The organism is Phytohabitans maris (assembly GCF_031085175.1).
Classification (GTDB): domain Bacteria; phylum Actinomycetota; class Actinomycetes; order Mycobacteriales; family Micromonosporaceae; genus Phytohabitans; species Phytohabitans maris.
In genome coordinates this window covers 60637-77213 of record NZ_JAVHUY010000040.1, presented here as the reverse complement: position 1 = coordinate 77213, position 16577 = coordinate 60637, and the positions used below count along the sequence as shown (strand labels likewise).

The 16577-nt window shown below is 70.5% G+C and carries 12 protein-coding genes; 5 read left to right on the top strand and 7 right to left on the bottom strand.

Translation table 11 applies throughout. The annotated features are described in order from the left end of the window. The first annotated feature begins 79 nt into the window (after positions 1–79). Both RB614_RS32990 and RB614_RS32985 read left to right on the top strand, forming a co-directional pair. Positions 80–1717: a flavin-containing monooxygenase gene (locus tag RB614_RS32990; protein WP_308716605.1), complete on the top strand. Its 1638-nt coding sequence runs from the start codon at positions 80–82 to the stop codon at positions 1715–1717. Further along, the gene (locus tag RB614_RS32985; RefSeq protein WP_308716604.1) at positions 1717–3324 is read left to right on the top strand and encodes a GMC family oxidoreductase; all 1608 of its coding nucleotides are present in this window, start codon (positions 1717–1719) and stop codon (positions 3322–3324) included. The genes RB614_RS32990 and RB614_RS32985 overlap by 1 nt, the downstream gene beginning before the upstream one ends. Before the next feature lie 4 nt (positions 3325–3328). Here the strand turns inward: RB614_RS32985 and RB614_RS32980 are convergent, their stop codons facing one another. Then, complete coding sequence (locus RB614_RS32980; RefSeq protein WP_308716602.1) at positions 3329–3523, bottom strand: ferredoxin; 195 nt, start codon at positions 3521–3523, stop codon at positions 3329–3331. A gap of 24 nt (positions 3524–3547) precedes the next feature. Beyond that, on the bottom strand, positions 3548–4741 hold the full coding sequence (locus tag RB614_RS32975) for a cytochrome P450 (protein ID WP_308716601.1): 1194 nt from the start codon (positions 4739–4741) through the stop codon (positions 3548–3550). 219 nt (positions 4742–4960) lie between these two features. Between RB614_RS32975 and RB614_RS32970 the strand changes: the two genes are divergently transcribed. Next, positions 4961–6232 (top strand): ABC transporter substrate-binding protein, encoded by a 1272-nt coding sequence (locus RB614_RS32970; protein WP_308716600.1) that lies wholly within the window; start codon positions 4961–4963, stop codon positions 6230–6232. Between the two features lie 181 nt (positions 6233–6413). Here RB614_RS32970 and RB614_RS32965 read toward each other — a convergent pair whose 3' ends face one another. The 4 genes from RB614_RS32965 to RB614_RS32950 all read right to left on the bottom strand — a co-directional run bounded on the left by RB614_RS32965 (position 6414) and on the right by RB614_RS32950 (position 12887). Beyond that, positions 6414–7169, bottom strand: a complete 756-nt coding sequence (locus RB614_RS32965; protein WP_308716599.1) for an ABC transporter ATP-binding protein — start codon at positions 7167–7169, stop codon at positions 6414–6416. Beyond that, positions 7166–9868 (bottom strand): ABC transporter permease subunit, encoded by a 2703-nt coding sequence (locus RB614_RS32960; protein WP_308716598.1) that lies wholly within the window; start codon positions 9866–9868, stop codon positions 7166–7168. The genes RB614_RS32965 and RB614_RS32960 overlap by 4 nt, the downstream gene beginning before the upstream one ends. Positions 9869–10009: 141 nt before the next feature. Then, positions 10010–11395 carry an aldehyde dehydrogenase family protein gene (locus RB614_RS32955; RefSeq protein ID WP_308716597.1) on the bottom strand — a complete coding sequence of 462 codons (1386 nt, stop codon included), beginning with the start codon at positions 11393–11395 and terminating at the stop codon, positions 10010–10012. A 28-nt stretch (positions 11396–11423) separates the two neighbouring features. Then, on the bottom strand, positions 11424–12887 hold the full coding sequence (locus RB614_RS32950) for an aldehyde dehydrogenase family protein (protein WP_308716596.1): 1464 nt from the start codon (positions 12885–12887) through the stop codon (positions 11424–11426). A 44-nt stretch (positions 12888–12931) separates the two neighbouring features. Here RB614_RS32950 and RB614_RS32945 point away from each other — a divergent pair, with 44 nt between their 5' ends. Beyond that, positions 12932–14533, top strand: a complete 1602-nt coding sequence (locus tag RB614_RS32945; RefSeq protein WP_308716595.1) for a GMC family oxidoreductase — start codon at positions 12932–12934, stop codon at positions 14531–14533. Between the two features lie 57 nt (positions 14534–14590). Then, positions 14591–15121, top strand: coding sequence for an HtaA domain-containing protein (locus RB614_RS32940; RefSeq protein WP_308716594.1), 531 nt, complete (start codon positions 14591–14593; stop codon positions 15119–15121). On the opposite strand, the gene RB614_RS32935 is transcribed toward RB614_RS32940, so the two are convergent. After that, a complete protein-coding gene (locus RB614_RS32935) occupies positions 15072–16577 on the bottom strand; it encodes an MFS transporter (protein WP_308716593.1) in 1506 nt (501 codons plus the stop codon). The genes RB614_RS32940 and RB614_RS32935 overlap by 50 nt on opposite strands.

Sequence of the window (16577 nt, the reverse complement as noted above, 5' to 3'; positions counted from 1 at the left end):
GCCATTAGCTCCTAGTTGTGGTAGAGGAAAATACGACGTTATGATCACGCTCCGAGCGCGCCTAACCATGGAGGACGCGATGGCCGAGACCGCGACCACGCCCGACACCGCGACGACGACTCCCAAGGAGTACGACGTCATCATCATCGGGGCCGGGGTCACCGGCATGCACCAGCTCAAGCTGGTACGCGAGCTCGGCGTCAAGGTTCGCGTCATCGAGGCCGGTGGCGACGTCGGGGGCACCTGGTACTGGAACCGCTACCCGGGCGCCCGCCTGGACTCGGAGAGCTACAGCTACCAGTACGCCTTCGACCCCGAACTGCTCGACGAGTGGGACTGGAGCGAGATGTTCGCCGGCCAGCCCGAGCTCGAGCGCTACTACCAGCGCGTCGCCGACAAACACGACCTGCGCAAGGACATCGACTTCGACACCCGTATCGAGAGCATGGTCTTCGACGAGGAGACCAACCACTGGACGCTGCAGACGACGCGGGGGCAGCTCTACCGGGCCAAGGTCGTCATCGCGGCCACCGGCATCCTCTCCGACCCGCTCTTTCCGACCGCGCCCGGCCTGGAGAAGTACGAAGGCGAGTGGTACCACACCGCGCTCTGGCCGCACGACAAGGCCGTCGACTTCGCCGGCAAGCGGGTCGCCGTCATCGGCACCGGCGCCACCGGCGTCCAGGTCATCCCGAAGGTCGCCGAGACCGCCGCGCACCTCACCGTCTTCCAGCGCACCCCCAACTGGGCGGTACCGCTACGCAACCAGCCGCTGTCGAAGGAACGCATGGCCGAGATCCGGGCCGGCTACCCGGAGATGTTCCCGAAGCTGCGGGCCTCCTTCAGCGGCTTCCTGCACAGCTGGGACCCGGTCAAGTCGACCGACGTCACCGAGGTCGAGCGCGACGCCCGCTACGAACTGGCCTGGAACTCCCCCGGCTTCGCCAAATGGATCGGGCTCTACAACGACATCGCGTACAACGCCGAGGCGAACAAGATCTACTGCGACTTCCTCGCCAGCAAGATCCGGGAGCGGGTGAACGACCCCGCGACCGCCGAGAAGCTGATCCCCAAGGACCACCTCTTCGGCACCAAACGGGTCCCGTGCGAGACGAACTACTACGAGACCTACAACCGGGACAACGTCGAGCTCATCTCGTTGCACGACAACCCGATCAAGGAGTTCACGGCCAAGGGCATCCTGACCGCCGAGGGTGAGCTCGAGTTCGACATGATCGTGCTCGCCACCGGGTTCGACGCGTTCACCGGCGCACTCAACAAGATCGACATCCGGGGCGTCGAAGGGCAGACGCTGCGCGACAAGTGGAAGGACGGCCCGCACACCTACCTGGGCATCCAGGTCGCGGGCTTCCCGAACCTGTTCATCATGGGCGGGCCGCACGGCAAGGGCGGCCACGGCAACGGGCCGCGCTGCAGCGAGCAGGTCGTCGAGTGGATGGCCGAGCTGGTGAAGGAGATCTTCGAGCGCCGGCTGGAGCGCGTGGAGGCGGACCCCGAGTCGGAGCGCGAGTGGACCGAGCAGGTGGTCACGGCCGCCGCCGGTACCCTGCAGGCGACCGCGAAGTCGATCTTCTTCGGCGACAACGTCGAGGGCAAGCCCCGCGTCTACGTCGCCTACCTCGGCGCGCTGCCGGAGTTCGTGAAGCGCCTGTACGACGTCCGCGAGGGCGGCTACCGCGGGTTCGTCATCAGCTGATGTCCGGCGCCTTCGACTACGTCATCGTCGGCGCCGGTGCGGCCGGCTGCGTCCTGGCCAACCGGCTCTCCGCGGACCCGGGTACGAGCGTCCTGCTCGTCGAGGCCGGCGGCACCGACACCAACCCCGTGCATCTGGTCCCGAAGGGCTTCTACTTCACCCTCAACAACCCCAGGTACGCCAAGGCGTTCACCACCCAGGCCTTCGGCGACGGCCACACCGAGTCGCTGGTCCGGGGTCGGGTGCTCGGCGGCTCCACCACCATCAACGGCATGGTGTGGAACCGCGGCTGGGCGCCGTACTACGACGCCTGGGAGGCGGCCGGCAACAAGGGCTGGAACTGGGCGCGCTTCGTCGAGGCGTACCGCCGGATCGAGCGGCACCAGCTCGGCGGAAACGAGGTGCGCGGCGGTGACGGCCCGGTCGACATCGAGATCGCGGGCCCGCGCGAGGAGGCCTGCGACGCGCTCATCGCCGCGATGGAGCGGCACGGCATCGCCTTCCAGCGGGACATGAACGCAAGCGGGGACGACCGGGTCTCGTACGTCGCCTCCAACATCAGGCGAGGCACGCGGATGAGCGCCGCCAAGGCGTTCCTGCGGCCGGCGCGGCGCCGGGCGAACCTCAGCGTGGCCACGCACACCGAGGCCGAGACGCTGGTGTTCTCCGGCAGCCGGGTGACCGGCATCCGCTGCCGGCGCGCGGGCGGCACGGTGACCTACTCGGCCCGCAAGGAGGTCCTCGTCGCCGGCGGGGCGTTCGACTCGCCGCTGCTGCTGGAGCGCTCCGGGATCGGAAACCCCGACGTGCTGGCCGAGGCCGGTGTGCCGGTCGTGGTCGCCAGCCCCAAGGTCGGCGAGAACTTCAAGGAGCACCGCGGCATCCTGCTCCAGTACCGGCTGACCGGCGTGCGCGGCTACAACGCCGAGGCGTCCAGCCAGGCACGCTACCTGTGGACCGGCTTCAAGTACCTCTTCAGCCGCTCGGGCATGATCGCGCACGGCGGCTACGCGGTCAGCGGGATCTACCGGTCCGACCCGGATTCGCCGGCACCCGACACCCAGTGCTTCTTCACGCCGATCTCGACCTCCGCCGTCAACCCGATGACCGGGCGGATGGTGGTCGACAAGCACCCCGGCGCCAAGTACGTGACCTACCCGCTCTACCCGACGAGCACCGGCTCGCTGCACATCACCGGTCCGGGGCTGGACGACGCGCCCCGCCTCGAGCCCAACTTCCTCTCCACCGAGCATGACCGCGCGATGCTGGTCAAGGCGGTACGGCGGGCCCGGGAGATCGTGGCGACCGAGCCGTTCGCCCGGTTCGTGGCCGAGGAGTTGCAGCCCGGCCCGCTCGTGGTGGACGATGCCGACATCGTCGAGTACGGGCGGAACAAGGGCGTGGCGGGCGCCCACGGCCTCGGCACCTGCGCGATCGGGCCGGCGCCCGACGACGTGGTGGACGCCTCGCTGCGGGTGCGCGGGGCCGATGGGCTGCGCGTGGTCGACGCGTCGGTCTTCCGGGACCAGCCGTCGGGCAACAACAACGCGCCGACGATGGCGCTCGCCTGGATCGCCGCCGACATCATCCGGGCTGAGAACGGCTGACGGCTCAGCCCTCCTTGATCGAGATCGCCCCCTCGGGGCAGGCGGCGACGATGTCTCCCATGCGGGCGCGCTCACCGGTCGGTACCGGCTCGTCCTTGACCTGGCCGTAGCCGATGTCGTCGGCGTCGAACCACTCCGGCGCCAGGGTGTAGCAGCGGCCGTGTCCCGAGCAGAGGGACGTGTCGATGACGAAGTTCATGTCGATCCTCTCTGGAAGCGCTGGTCAGCGGTCCGCCGGCGCCAGCTCGAGCGGGAGGCTCAGCAGCTGCTGCATGAAGCTGCCGTAGCGGTGGCCGGCGACGAAGTCCGCGGGCACCCGGTAGTTCGGGATCCGCTCGTGCCACACCTCCAGGCCGATCCGCATCTCGATCCGGGCGACGTGCGAGCCGATGCAGCGATGGATCCCGAGCCCGAATGCCGAGTGCGGGACGCCGCTGCGGGTGAGCTGGACCTGCGGCGCCAGCTTCCGGTCGGCGCCGCAGCGCGCGATGAAGATGCGGTCGCCCGCCTTCACCGGGAAGCCGTTGAGCTCGCCGTCCTCCTTGGCGACCCGACCGCTCGACCCGCCCGTGTTGTAGAAGCGCATGAGCTCCTCGACGGCGTCCGGGATCCGGCTCGGGTCGTCGACCAGCAACTGCCGGTCGGCGGGGTTTCGCGCCAGGTGCCACATGATGTAGCCCAGCTGCGTCGAGGTGGTCTCCTGACCGGCGATGAAGGCCAGCTTCGCCATGCCGACGACGATGTCCTCCGGGATCTCCTGCCCCTCGGCGCGCATCCTCACGAACGCGCTGGCCAGGTCGTTTCGGGGGTCGTCGCGGCGGTCGCGGATGGCGCCGCGGACGATGGCGTCGATCCGCGCCTCGATGTCGTCGCGCTCCTCCTGGGTCGGGAACTCGAACGTCGCCCGCTCGGCCAGGTGGAACATCCGGTCGACGTCCTCGGTGCCGAGGCCGAGCCATTCGAGGAAGAACAGGGCCGGCAGCTTGGCCGCGAAGTCCTTGGTGAAGTCGCAGGTGCCCTGCGCGAGGATCCGGTCGACCAGCTCGTGCGAGATCTCCCGGATCCGCGGCTCCAGGTGGGCCACCGCCTTGGGGCTGAACAGCGGCGCGAGCGCCCGGCGGTACCGGGTGTGGTCCGGCGGGTCCATGGTCAGCGGCGGTACGTCCAGATCCACCTGCTCCTTGGTGTAGACGATCGTGCTGGGCAGGTTCGACCAGACCTTGGAGTCCTGCAGCACGTGCCGAACCGTCTCGAAGTCGGCGGCCACGAGGAAGCCGCGGTTGGCCGGGCTGTAGAAGAGGCCGCCCACCTTCGTCGCCTCGTCCCAGACGGCGAACGGGTCCACCCCCAGGCGCTCGTCATGCTCCAGGTCGAAGGTGTGGACCGGGAGTCCGTGGGCCTCGGCCCTCTCCAGCATCGATGACATGCTCATCTCTCCGTCCGCCGGCGCGGCCTGAAGCATCATTGTATCCGGACACTAACACAATTAGAACCCCGCGCCGCAGGTACCGACTAGATTGCTCTTGTGCTCTAGTTTTGGCACAGTGATGGACAAGCACTGTGCTACTTGATGTACTCCTAGGTTAGTTGCCCGCCGACCGGCGGGGGCCCGGCATCACAACTAGGAGCACACGAAGTGGCACCCAGTACCCACGCTCACAAGCGGGCAACGCGGCTCGTCGCCGTCGCCGCGGCTGCCTGTCTGGCACTGACCGCGTGCGGCGACGACAGCGACGCGTCGTCCGGCACCGATTCCGGAACCACGAGCAACCTCACCGGAGAACCCATCAAGATCGGCTATGCCGCCTCGCAGTCCGGCCCGCAGGCGAGCAACGGCCTCAACGGCGCCGGCGTGGCGCAGGCCTGGGCGAAGTACACGAACGCCCACGGCGGCGTGGACGGGCACCCGGTCGAGTTCGAGATCGTGGACACCAAGAACACCGTTCCGGGCGCCACCTCGGTGGTGCAGAACTTCCTCGACAACGACGAGAGCGACGCGATCCTCCTCACCGACCTGGTCGCCGAGGGTGCGATGGGCAAGATGCTCACGGACGTCGACACCCCGATCCTCAGCGGCGGCGGCTCCAGCGACCTGCTCTGGGCGAACGTGCCGGGCACGTTCCAGCCCGTCTCCGGCTCCACCTACACCGTCAAGGCGTACGTCCAGGTCGCCAGGACGGCCGGGGGCACCAAGTTCGCCTGGGCCGCCTGCGCCGAGGTGGCCGTCTGCCAGGAGAACGGCGGCAAGGCGATCGCGTACGCCAAGGAGGTCGGCCTGCAGACGGAGAACGTGCAGCTCTTCTCCGCGTCGGCCGCCAACTACACCGCCGAGTGCCTGTCGTACGTCGGCAAGGGCGTCGACGTGATCGCGATGAACATCGGCATCGCGACCGGTGCCCGGGTGATGGCCGACTGCCTCCAGCAGGGCTACCAGGGCAAGTGGTCGATGATGAACTCCGGCTTCGACCAGGCGAAGGTCGCCGAGGTCTCGGGGGCGCAGACCGCCGGCAGCAGCCAGGGCTTCCCCTGGTGGGCCGACGACCCGAAGGTGGAGACGTACCGGCAGGCGATGAAGCAGTACTCGCCGGACACCCAGTGGCAGGGCGGCAACACCACCTCCGTCTGGGCGATGCTGGAGCTGTTCAAGAAGGCGATGGAGACGGCCAAGCCGGCGACGATCGACCGCGCCAGCATCCTGACGGCGATGTACGCGGTCAAGGACGAGACACTCGGCGGCCTGCTGCCCGAGCCGGTCACGTTCACCGAGGGCCAGCCCTCCAAGCCGGTCGGATGCAGCTGGTTGTTCAGCTACAACGCCGGTGACGAAAACCCCAAGAGCCTCCCGGTCGAGGGAACGCCAGGCAACGGCGCCACCGGCGACCTGGCCAGCACCTGCATCGGGTACTGACCAGCCGGCCGCTTCGACCAGCGGTACCACAGGTACGTTATGAAGCCGCCATAACGTATCTGTGGTACCGCTGGTCCCGTCTCGACGCCTGACCATGCGATCCGCCACGGGCGGACAGCGCCGCCATCGGTCAAGGGCGCGCGCCGCTTGGTGGCTTCGGGTGGCGCGGACCGGGGTATGTCTAGTGCGTCCCCTCGCCGACGTACTTCTCGAACATGTTGTCGTCGACCAGCCCCGCCGCCGCGCCGTCGTAGACGATCTCGCCGCGGCGTAGGACGTAGGCGTGGTCGGCGATGGCGAGCGTGCGCAGGGCGTACTGGTCGACGCAGAGCAGGGCGACGCCGTTGGTGCGCAGGGTCTTGAGGAACTCGAAGACGGCGTCGACGATGATCGGGGCGAGTCCGAGTGACGGCTCGTCGACGAGCACGATGCTCGGCCTGGCCACGTACGCCGCGGAGAGCGCCAGCATCTGCTGCTCGCCGCCGGACAGGGTGCCCGCCTTCTGCGACAGCCGCTCGCCCAGTCGCGGGAAGACACCGGTGGCGATCTCGATGGTCTCGCGCGGGTCGTGGGAGGTCGACTGCATGAGCAGGTTCTCCCGGACGGTGAGGTTGCGGTAGACGCCGCGCCCTTCCGGAACGTGGCAGAGCCCGCTCTTCGCCCGGCGCGCGGCCGGGCGGCGGGTGACGTCGGTACCCCGCAGCAGGATCTGGCCCGAGGAGGGTCTCATCAGTCCGGACGCCACCCGCAGCGAGGTGGTCTTGCCGGCCCCGTTCGGTCCGATCAGCGCGGTCACCGAGCCGGGCGCGACCCGTAGCGACACGTCGCGCAGCACCGCCGTCTGGCCGTAGCTGGCGCTCACGCCGCGCAGTTCGAGCGCCGGAGCGTCCGCCGTCGCGACCGCGCCCGTGGCGGCCATGGTCCGCTGGCCGGTCATCGCACGACCTCCTCGATCAGCTCTTCGGCGGTCTCCGTCTCGGAGCCGAGGTACGCGGCCTGGACGACCGGGCTGTTGCGGACCTGCGCCGGTGTGCCGTGGAACAGCAGCTTGCCGAAGTCCAGGACGTAGATGTCGGCGCTGACCCGCAGCACCAGGGCCATGTCGTGCTCCACGAGCAGGATGCCGCAGCGGCGGGTCTCGACCACGTCGACCAGGGTCTGGCCGAACCGCGCCGTCTCGACCGAGTCGAGGCCGGAAGAGGGTTCGTCGAGCAGCAGCAGGTCGAACGGGCCGCTCAGGCACCGGGCCAGCTCCACGAGCCGGCGCTGGCCGGTCGAGAGCGCCCCGGCCGGCAGGTCGCGCAGGTCGGCGATGCCGCACAGCTCCATCGCGTACTCGGCCGCGTCGAGCGTCGCCCGGCGCTCGGCGCGCGAGGCGACCAGCTGGCCGCGCAGGTTGGAGCCGGCCAGCCCCGACTCGACGCCGAGCGCGACGTTCTGGCCGACCGTCAGCGAGTCCGCGAGCTGCATCAGCTGGAAGGTGCGGCCCAGACCGCGCCGGCCGCGAGCGGCCGCGTTCAGCTGCGTGACGTCGTTGCCGTGCAGGAAGACCTGCCCAGTGGAGGGCGTCAGCAGCCCGCTGGCGGCGTTGAACAGGGTGGTCTTGCCGGCGCCGTTCGGCCCGATCAGGCCGGTGATCTGGCCGACCGGGGCACGCAGGGAGACCTCGTCCAGCGCCGTACGCCCGCCGTAGCGGATCGTCAGGTCGCGCACTTCGAGGCCGGTGGCGTGGGCCGGGAGCCGCCACGGGTCGTCGGCCACCTCGACCGCAGGCGCCGGCGCTTTCCTGCCGAAGTGCCGGTCGAGGAAGTCGCGCGCCCGTCGCGGCAGGGTGTCCGCACCGCCCTGGGTGGCGATCAGCACCGCGAAGAAGCCGAAGATCACGTTGAGCCACGAGTTGGAGTCGACGCTGTGCCAGTACGCGGGGATGAGCGCGGCGACGACCGCGACCACGGAGTACCACGGCTCGCGGAAGGGCATCAGCGCGAGGGTGGCCACCAGTACGAGCGAGTAGTAGGCGGCGAAGTAGCCGTCGCCGAGGACCACGTAGTTCACCGTGGAGCCGTAGAGCACGCCGCCCACGCCCGCGATGTAGCCGGCGATGCAGAACACGACCATCCGGAGCAGGTTGGCGTTGAGGCCGAGCGTCCGGACGGCGAGCGGGGCCTCGGAGAGTCCGCGCAGCATCCGCCCCAGGCGGCTCTGATGGATCATCACCATGACGAGCGCGGCGACCACGAAGAAGGCCAGGACGACGTAGTAGTAGCGCTCGCCGCTCGCCATCCCGCCGGGCCGGGGCATCGGCCGGCCGGTGCCGGTGGTGCCGAAGAACCAGTCCTTGGTGTAGAGCCACCCTTCGACCGAGAGGCCGAAGCCCAGCGTGGCGAGCGCCAGGAACAGCCCCTGCAGCCGGATCGCCGGCAGCGCCAGCAGCGCGGCGACGGGTACCACGACGAGCGCGGCCAGCAGCACGCCGACCACCCAGGGCAGGTCGAGCCGCTCACTGAGCTGCGCGAAGGTCACCGCTCCGATGGCGGCGAAGATGGCCTGGCAGAGCGAGACCATGCCCGCGGTACGCACGAGGAGCCCGAGCGACAGCAGCACGATCGCCTGGGTCAGGCCGACCGTCAGGTGTGTCAGGCTGCCGGCGAAGATCTGCGGGGCGAGCAGCAGGAAGGCGAGCACGACGACGCCGGCCACGATCCGCGTGGTGGGCGGACCGTGGTACGGGATCTTCGGCGGCTGCTCGGCCCGAGCGGGTGGGTCGAGCTTGCGTCTGGGGATCACCAGCAGGGCGACCAGAAGCACGATCAGCGGGAGCGCCGCGGCCACGCCCTGCAGCTGGTCCCAGTCGACCGCGTACTTCGTGATCAGGTTCGTCGCCACGCCGATGGCCAGCGCGCCGAGGTAGGTCAGCGGGATGCTGGAGAAGCCGCCGATCGCCGCGGCGCCGAAGGCCGACACCACCAGGAACGTCATCGTCACCGCGTCGATGCCGACGAACGGCGAGATCAGCACGCCCGACAGGGCCGCGAACGTCGCGCCGATCGACCAGGACAGCCGCTGTACCGCCTGCGGGCTGGTCCCGTGCAGCGCCACGAGGTCCGGGTCGTTGACGACGGCCCGCATGGCCAGGCCGGTGCGGCTTACCCGGAAGAAGTAGTAGAGCGCCGCGACGGCGACGAGGGAGATGGCGACGATGATCAGCTGCGACTGGGTGACGTTCACCCCCCAGATGCGGTGGATCCTGGTACCGCCCGGCAGGAACTGCGGTGGGCGCAACGCGTTGTAACCGAACTTGACTGTCGAGAGTCCCTGTACCAGCAGCACGATGCCGACCGTGGCGACCACCTTCATGGCCGCCCGTTGGCCGCTGAGCTTGAGGCTGACCGCCGACATCACCAGGCCGGTCAGGGGACCGAAGAGGAGCACCGCGACGACGCCGGCCGCCCACCACGGCCAATCGTGCTCGATGTGCAGCCAGTAGAACAAGAACGCGGCGGCGGCCGCGATCGCGCCGTGGCCGATGTTGAAGATGCCGGACGTCTTGTAGGTCAGGACCAGACCGGTCCCGGCGAGGCCGAGCACCGAGCCCGTGACCAGGCCGGCGACGATGAAGGGCAGGATTGTGTTCACGCTGTACCTCGGGTCAGCTGAGCGCGGCCCGGAGAGCTCCACTCCGGCGGATGACGCCCTTCTCACGAGGGCAATGTTGGGCTAATTGTCTTCCAATAATGTAAGACCTGCCGGGTGGAGTCAACGAAAACTTGCCGGTGCCTACGCGAAGCCGTAGGTCTTGAGGTTGGCGAACTGGTCCATGCCGCTGCGGCCCAGCTCCCGGCCCACGCCGGAGCGCTTCGTGCCGCCGAACGGGATCTCGACCGGGGAGCCGAGGAAGCCGTTGACGCCGACCCCGCCGGTGTCCAGCCGCCGGGCCACCGCCTGGGCCTCCTCCGGCGCGCCGAAGACCGCACCACCGAGCCCGTACTGGTTGTCGTTGGCCAGCTCGACCGCCGCGTCGGCGTCGGGTACCCGGAAGATCAGCCCGAGCGGCCCGAACGCCTCTTCCCGGTAGACCCGCATCTCCGGCGTGATGCCGGTGAGCACCGCGGGGCGGAAGAACGCGCCCGGCCCATCCATCCGCCCGCCGGCGGCCAGCACCTTGGCGCCCTTGGCGACGGCGTCGTCGTACTGGGCCTGCAGCAGGTCCGCCGCCGCCTCGCTGGACATCGGCCCGAGGGTCGTCGCCGGGTCGAACGGGTCGCCGATCACCTGGTCGGTGAAGAGCTCGACGAACGCGGCCGTGAACTCGTCGGCCACCGCCTCGGTGACGATCAGCCGCTTCGGCAGCGCGCACGCCTGCCCGCCCAGCAGCAGCCGGCACGTCGCCGCGGTGCCGGCCGCCAGGGCGACGTCCGCGGAGTCCAGCACGACGAACGCGTCGGAGCCGCCGAGCTCCAGCACCACCGGCTTGATGTGGCGGCTCGCCTGCTCCCCCACGATCGATCCGGCCCGGTCCGAGCCGGTCAGCGTCACCGCCCGGACCCGGTCGTCGGCGATCAGCGTCGAGACCTGGTCGGTCGAGGCGAGGACGGTCTGGTAGGCGCCCTCCGGAAAGCCCGCCTCGCGGAACAGCTCGTCGAACATCAGTGTCGAGCCGGCGCAGATCTCGGCCGGCTTCACCATTACCGTGTTGCCGAGCATGAGGTTCGGGGCGGTGGCGCGCATGGCCTGAAACAGCGGCGCGTTCCACGGCTCGACGCCGAGGACCACGCCGACCGGCTCCCGGCGCAGGATCACCTTCGAGAACCCCCCGACCCGCAGCTCCTCGTCGGCGAGCAGTTCGGCACCGTGCCTGGCGTAGTAGCGGAACATCGCGACCGCCCCGCGGCCCTCACCCATCGAGTGCGGCAGCACCTTGCCCATCTCCAGGGTCGCCTGGCGGGCGAGCCGGTCGAGGTTGGCCTCGATGAGGTCGGCGACCCGGACGAACAGGGCCGCCCTCTCCGCCACGGGCACGTCACGCCAGCGCAGGAATGCCTTATGCGCCGCCGCGAGCCGCGCTTCGAGCTCCGCGTCGTCGAGGAGGTCCCACTCGCGGACGAGCTCGCCGGTCGCGGGGTTCACCGTCCGGTAGGTGCGCTGCGCGGTCGGTGCGGTCATTTGGTCCTCCCGGGATATCTACGAGACGTCAGAGGGCGATCCAGACGTTCTTGCGGCGGCTGAACTCCTCGATGCCGGCGAAACCGCCGATGCGGCCGGTGCCGCTTCGTTTGACGCCGCCGAAGGGCATGGAGGGCGACAGGCCGCCGGTGCCGTTGACCCAGACCATCCCGGTGTCGAGGGCGGCGGCGAGGCGGTGTGCCCGGCGTACGTCGCTCGTCTGCACGTACGCCGCCAGGCCGTACTCGGTGTCGTTGGCGAGGGCGACCGCCTGTTCCTCGGTGTCGAACCGGAAGACGGCGAGGACGGGTCCGAAGACCTCGTCGCGGGCCAGCTCCGAACCGGGGTCGACGTCGCGGAAGACGGTGGGCTCGACGTAGAAGCCGTCGGCCAGCTCGCCGCCGGGTCGCGAGCCGCCGGTGACCAGGGTCGCGCCGTCGTCGACCGCGCGGCCGACCACGCCGAGGATCCGGTCGCGGGCGCCTTCGGTGATCACCGGGCCGAGGACGGTCCGCGGGGACATCGGGTCGCCGAGCGGGAAGTCCCGGACCTTCTCCCGCACCCGCTCGACGACGTCGTCGTACACGCTCGACTCGACCAGCAGGCGGGTGCCGTTGTAGCAGCCCTGGCCGCTGACCAGCATGCAGGATCGCAGCGCCAGCGTGGTCGCGGCGTCGAGGTCGGCGTCGGCGAAGACGAGGTTGGGGCTCTTGCCGCCCAGCTCGGTGGCGACCGGGGTGAGGTTTTCGGCGGCCGCCTGGATGATCCGGGTGGCGGTCCGGCCGCTGCCGACGAAGTGGATTTTGTCGACGCCCGGGTGGGCCACGAGGGCGGCGCCCACGGCCCCGTCGCCGGGTACCACGTTGACCACGCCGGGCGGGAACCCGACCTCCAGCGCCAGCTCGGCGAAGCGGATCGGCGTGAACGGCGTCAGCTCCGGCGGCTTGACCACGATGCAGTTGCCGGCGGCCAGGGCCTGGGCGGCGAACTGCCCCACGGTCGCGATCGGACTGTTCCAGGGGATGATGCCGGCGACGACGCCGTACGGCTCCAGGACGGAGTAGTCCAGCGCGGGCAGCGGCCACACCGGGTTGACGTCGCCGGTGATCTTGTCCGGCCAGCCGGCGAAGTACTCGAGGTTGTCCCGGGCGATGTGCGGAAACCTGCTCGCCACCGCGTGCGGTACGCCGTTCTCGACGACCTGCATGGTGGCGAGCTCGTCGGCGTGCTCCTCGACCGCGCGGGCCAGGGCGAGCATGAGGCGCCGCCGCTCGGTGACCGGCACCCGGCGCCACTGCTGGAAGGCGCGCCGGGCGGTCGCGACGGCGACGTCCACGTCCCGCGGGGTGGCCAGGGGCACGCTCACGGTCGCCTTGCCGTTGCCGGCGTAGACGTGCGGGACGGTCCGGTCTCCGCCGACCCGGAGGCGGCCGTCGCCGACCAGCGGGGAGGGGTCGCCGAGGACTTCGACGTCGAACTCGATAGCAGGCACGACCACTACTCTAGCACCATTAGAACCTGATAGGGTTGGCTGTCGTGGAGTTCGATTACGTCATCGTCGGGTCCGGTGCCGGTGGAAGCGTCCTCGCCGAGCGCCTTTCCGCGCTCTCCGACGCGACGATCCTGGTCGTGGAGGCGGGCGGGTCGGACCGGCATCCGATCCACCGCGTGCCCAAGGGCTTCTTCTTCACCATGCACTCGCCGCGGTACGCGAAGAAGTTCGTGGCCGGGCCGTTCGGACCCGGCGGTCACGTCGACAACTGGTGGCGGGGCCGGGTGGTGGGCGGCTCCACCACCATCAACGGCCTGGTCTGGAACCGGGGCTGGGCCCCCGACTACGACAGCCTGGTCGCGGAGGGGAACGCCGGCTGGGGTTGGGACACGTTCCTGCCGGCGTTCCGGGCCATCGAGGACTTCCGGCCCGGCGCCTCGGCGATCCACGGCGGCTCCGGCCCGGTGAGCGTGGAGATCGGCGGGCCGCCCGAGGCGGTCTCCGAGGCGTTCATGGAGTCCGCCTCCGCGGTCGGGGTGAAGCGGGTCCTCGACCTCAACGGCTCCGACGAGGACCGGACCGGGTACACCCAGTTCTCCACCCGTCGAGGCGTCCGGAGGACCGCGGCCGACTGCTTCCTCCGCCCCGCCCTGAAGCGGCGCGACGTCCGCCTGCTCACCCGGGCGGAGGTCGGGCGCGTGCTGTTCGACGGCAGGCGGGCGGTGGGCGTACAGGTCCGCCACCGCGACAAGCTCGTCGAGATCCGGGCCCGCCGCGAGGTACTGGTCTGCGGCGGCGCCCTGGACAGCCCGCTGCTGCTGGAGCGCTCCGGGATCGGCCGCGGTGACGTGCTCGCCGCCGCCGGGGTACGCCAGGTCGCGGAGAGCCCGAACGTCGGCGAGCGGCTCAACGAGCACCGGGGGCTGCGGTTCATGTTCACCATCTCCGGCGCACCCGGCTACAACCCGGTGGTCAACACCGGAGTGAAGCGGCTCGTCGCCGGCGCCAGGTACCTCGTGCGGCGCGACGGCGTCATCGCGCAGGGCTCGGCGAGCGTCCTGGCCTACTTCCGGGCCGACGACTCGTCGGAGCGGCCGGACACGATCGGGTTCTTCAACCCGATCTCGATGAAGGCGCCGACGATGCACAACGACAAGCTGGCCGTGGACGACGAGCCCGGCCTGATGCTGGCCGCGTACCCGCTGCGCCCGACGAGCCGGGGCCGGATCCACATCACCGGCGCCGATCCGGACGCGCCCGCCGCCATCGACCCGGGGTTCCTGCGCACCGAGCACGACCGCGCGCTGATCGGAAAGGTCGGCCGGAAGGTACGCGAGATCTTCGCCACCGGCCCCATCGCGGATCTCGTGCGCACCGAACGCCTGCCCGGGCCGGGCGTCGACACCGAAGAGGACTTCCTGCGCCTCGCGGACACGGCCGGAGCTTCCGGCTACCACCCCCTGGGCACCTGCGCGATGGGACCGGGGGCCGAGGACGTGGTGGACGACCGGCTGCGGGTGCGCGGCGTCGAAGGGCTGCGGGTGGTGGACGCCTCCGTCTTCCCCCGCCAGCCGTCGGGCAACACGTCCGCACCCACCCAGGCGCTGGCCTGGCACGCCGCCTCGCTCGTCGTCGGGGACCGATGACCGGTACACCCGGAGGGGCGGCCACGGGCACGAGAGCCTCGGCGACGGGAGGAGCGCATGAGTACGCAGGCGCGCGGCGACCAGCTGGTCCACGGGCTGCGGTGGGGCATCAAGGCATCGTTCATCGAGTACCTGCGCCGGATGCCCGGCGGCCGCGCCTCGGCCAGTGACGGGGCGGTCCCCGTCGGTACGAACGAGATCTTCTTCGCCTTCGACCCGGCGGTACGGCCGCCGGCCGAGCACGGGCAGGCGGCCTGGGCCTTTCGCGGTGACGTCCGCTTCAGCGGCCACTTCGGGCTGCTCTTCGTCCGGGTGGCCGCGCCGTGGATCGTGCTGGACGCCGGTTCGGCGGTGCTCACCATCGCCCCACCGCACGAGCGGGAGGACGCGCCGCGCGTCCCCCTGGTGACCGCGACCCTGGAACGTGCCGGCCGGCACGCCGGGACCGAGGCGTGGACCAGCACCAGCGTCCGTCTGACGAGCGCCGGCGCGGAGATCTTCAACGACGTCTACCCGGAGGGCGAGCCCTTCGCGCCACTCACCGTGCAGGTGCCGGACCGTCACGGCTTGGCGGTGGCGCCGCGGTAGACACCTCGGCGCCCGGGATCATGCCGATCTCGGCGTTCGCCGCCGCGAACTCCAGCGCCTCGTCGAGCATGGCCGCACCGATCGGCGGGATGGCGAGCGCGGCCAGGGTGGCGACCACGAGGATGCCGGCGGCCACCAGGAAGGCCGTGACGTAGCCGGACTCCTCCGGAAACCCGCCGCCACCGACGTGTGCCGTGACGACGGCGGCGGCGCCGGCCGCCCCGATGGCGCCGCCGATGGTCCGGATGTTGGCGTTCATGCCGTTGGCGACCCCGGACTGGGAGGCGCGCACGGACGCGGTGACGACGCTGGCCAGGCTCGAGAACATCAGCCCTTGACCGAACCCCCACAGCGTCGTCGCGACGTAGATCTGCCACTGCGCGTCGTGGAGCGTGGCGATCATCAGGAACGACACGGCGTTCAGCAGGCATCCGGACGCGATGACGGCGCGCGCGGAGAACGCGCGGATCAACGGCGGGGTCAGCAGGCCGGATACGAACGCGAACAGCGCCGAGGGAAGCATCAGCAGACCCGACTCGGTGACCGTCGCACCGAGCCCGTACCCCGTCGCCGCCGGCGTCTGCAGAAGCTGCGGCAGGAAACCGAAGCCGGCGTACATGGCCGTCCCGGACAGGAAGGCCACGAGGTTGCTCGCCCAGACTCCGCGCACCGCCATCATGTTCATGTCGATGAACGGCACCCGGACCCGCGTCTCGGAGAACGCCCAGACGGCCGCGAGAACGGGTGCGGCGCACAGCAGCCCGACGACGGGCCAGGACCCCCAGCCGAGCCGCTCGGCCTGGCTGATGGCGAGCAGGAGCGCGATCAGCGCGGCACCGAACGTCAGGGCCGGCAGCGGGTTGATCCGGCCCGGGCTGAGGTGCCGCGACTCGGGGACGAACGCGATGGTGCCGGCACCGGCGACGGCGGTGGCGGCCATGGGGATCCAGAAGAGCCAGTGATGGTCCAGCAGGTCCACGAGCGGTCCGGCGACCACCACGCCGGCGCCGAAACCGACCGCGCCGAGCGCCGCGATGACGCTTATCGCGCGGTGGATCCGGTCGGCCGGAAACACGTCCCGGATCAGGCCGAACGCCAGCGGCAGGACGCCGCCGCCGAGCCCTTGCACCACGCGGGCGGCGATGAGCCACTCGATCGACGGTGCGACCGCGGCGAAGAGCGAGCCCGCCGCCAGAGCGCCCAGCGTCCAGACGAGGGCTCGCTTCTTGCCGATCGCGTCGCCCACCCGCCCGGCGAGGGGTGTGGCCACCGAGGCCGACAGCAGGTAGGCCGTCAGCACCCAGGTGACCGTGGCCTGGTCGGTGTCGTAGGCGTGTTGGATCTGCGCCAGGACCGGCATGACGAACGCCTGCAGGAGCGTGTACGCCGCGACGCCGGTCGTCAGGATCGCGAAGACGACCCCCGTCGACTGCCGCGTCGGGGGTGGGACGACCAT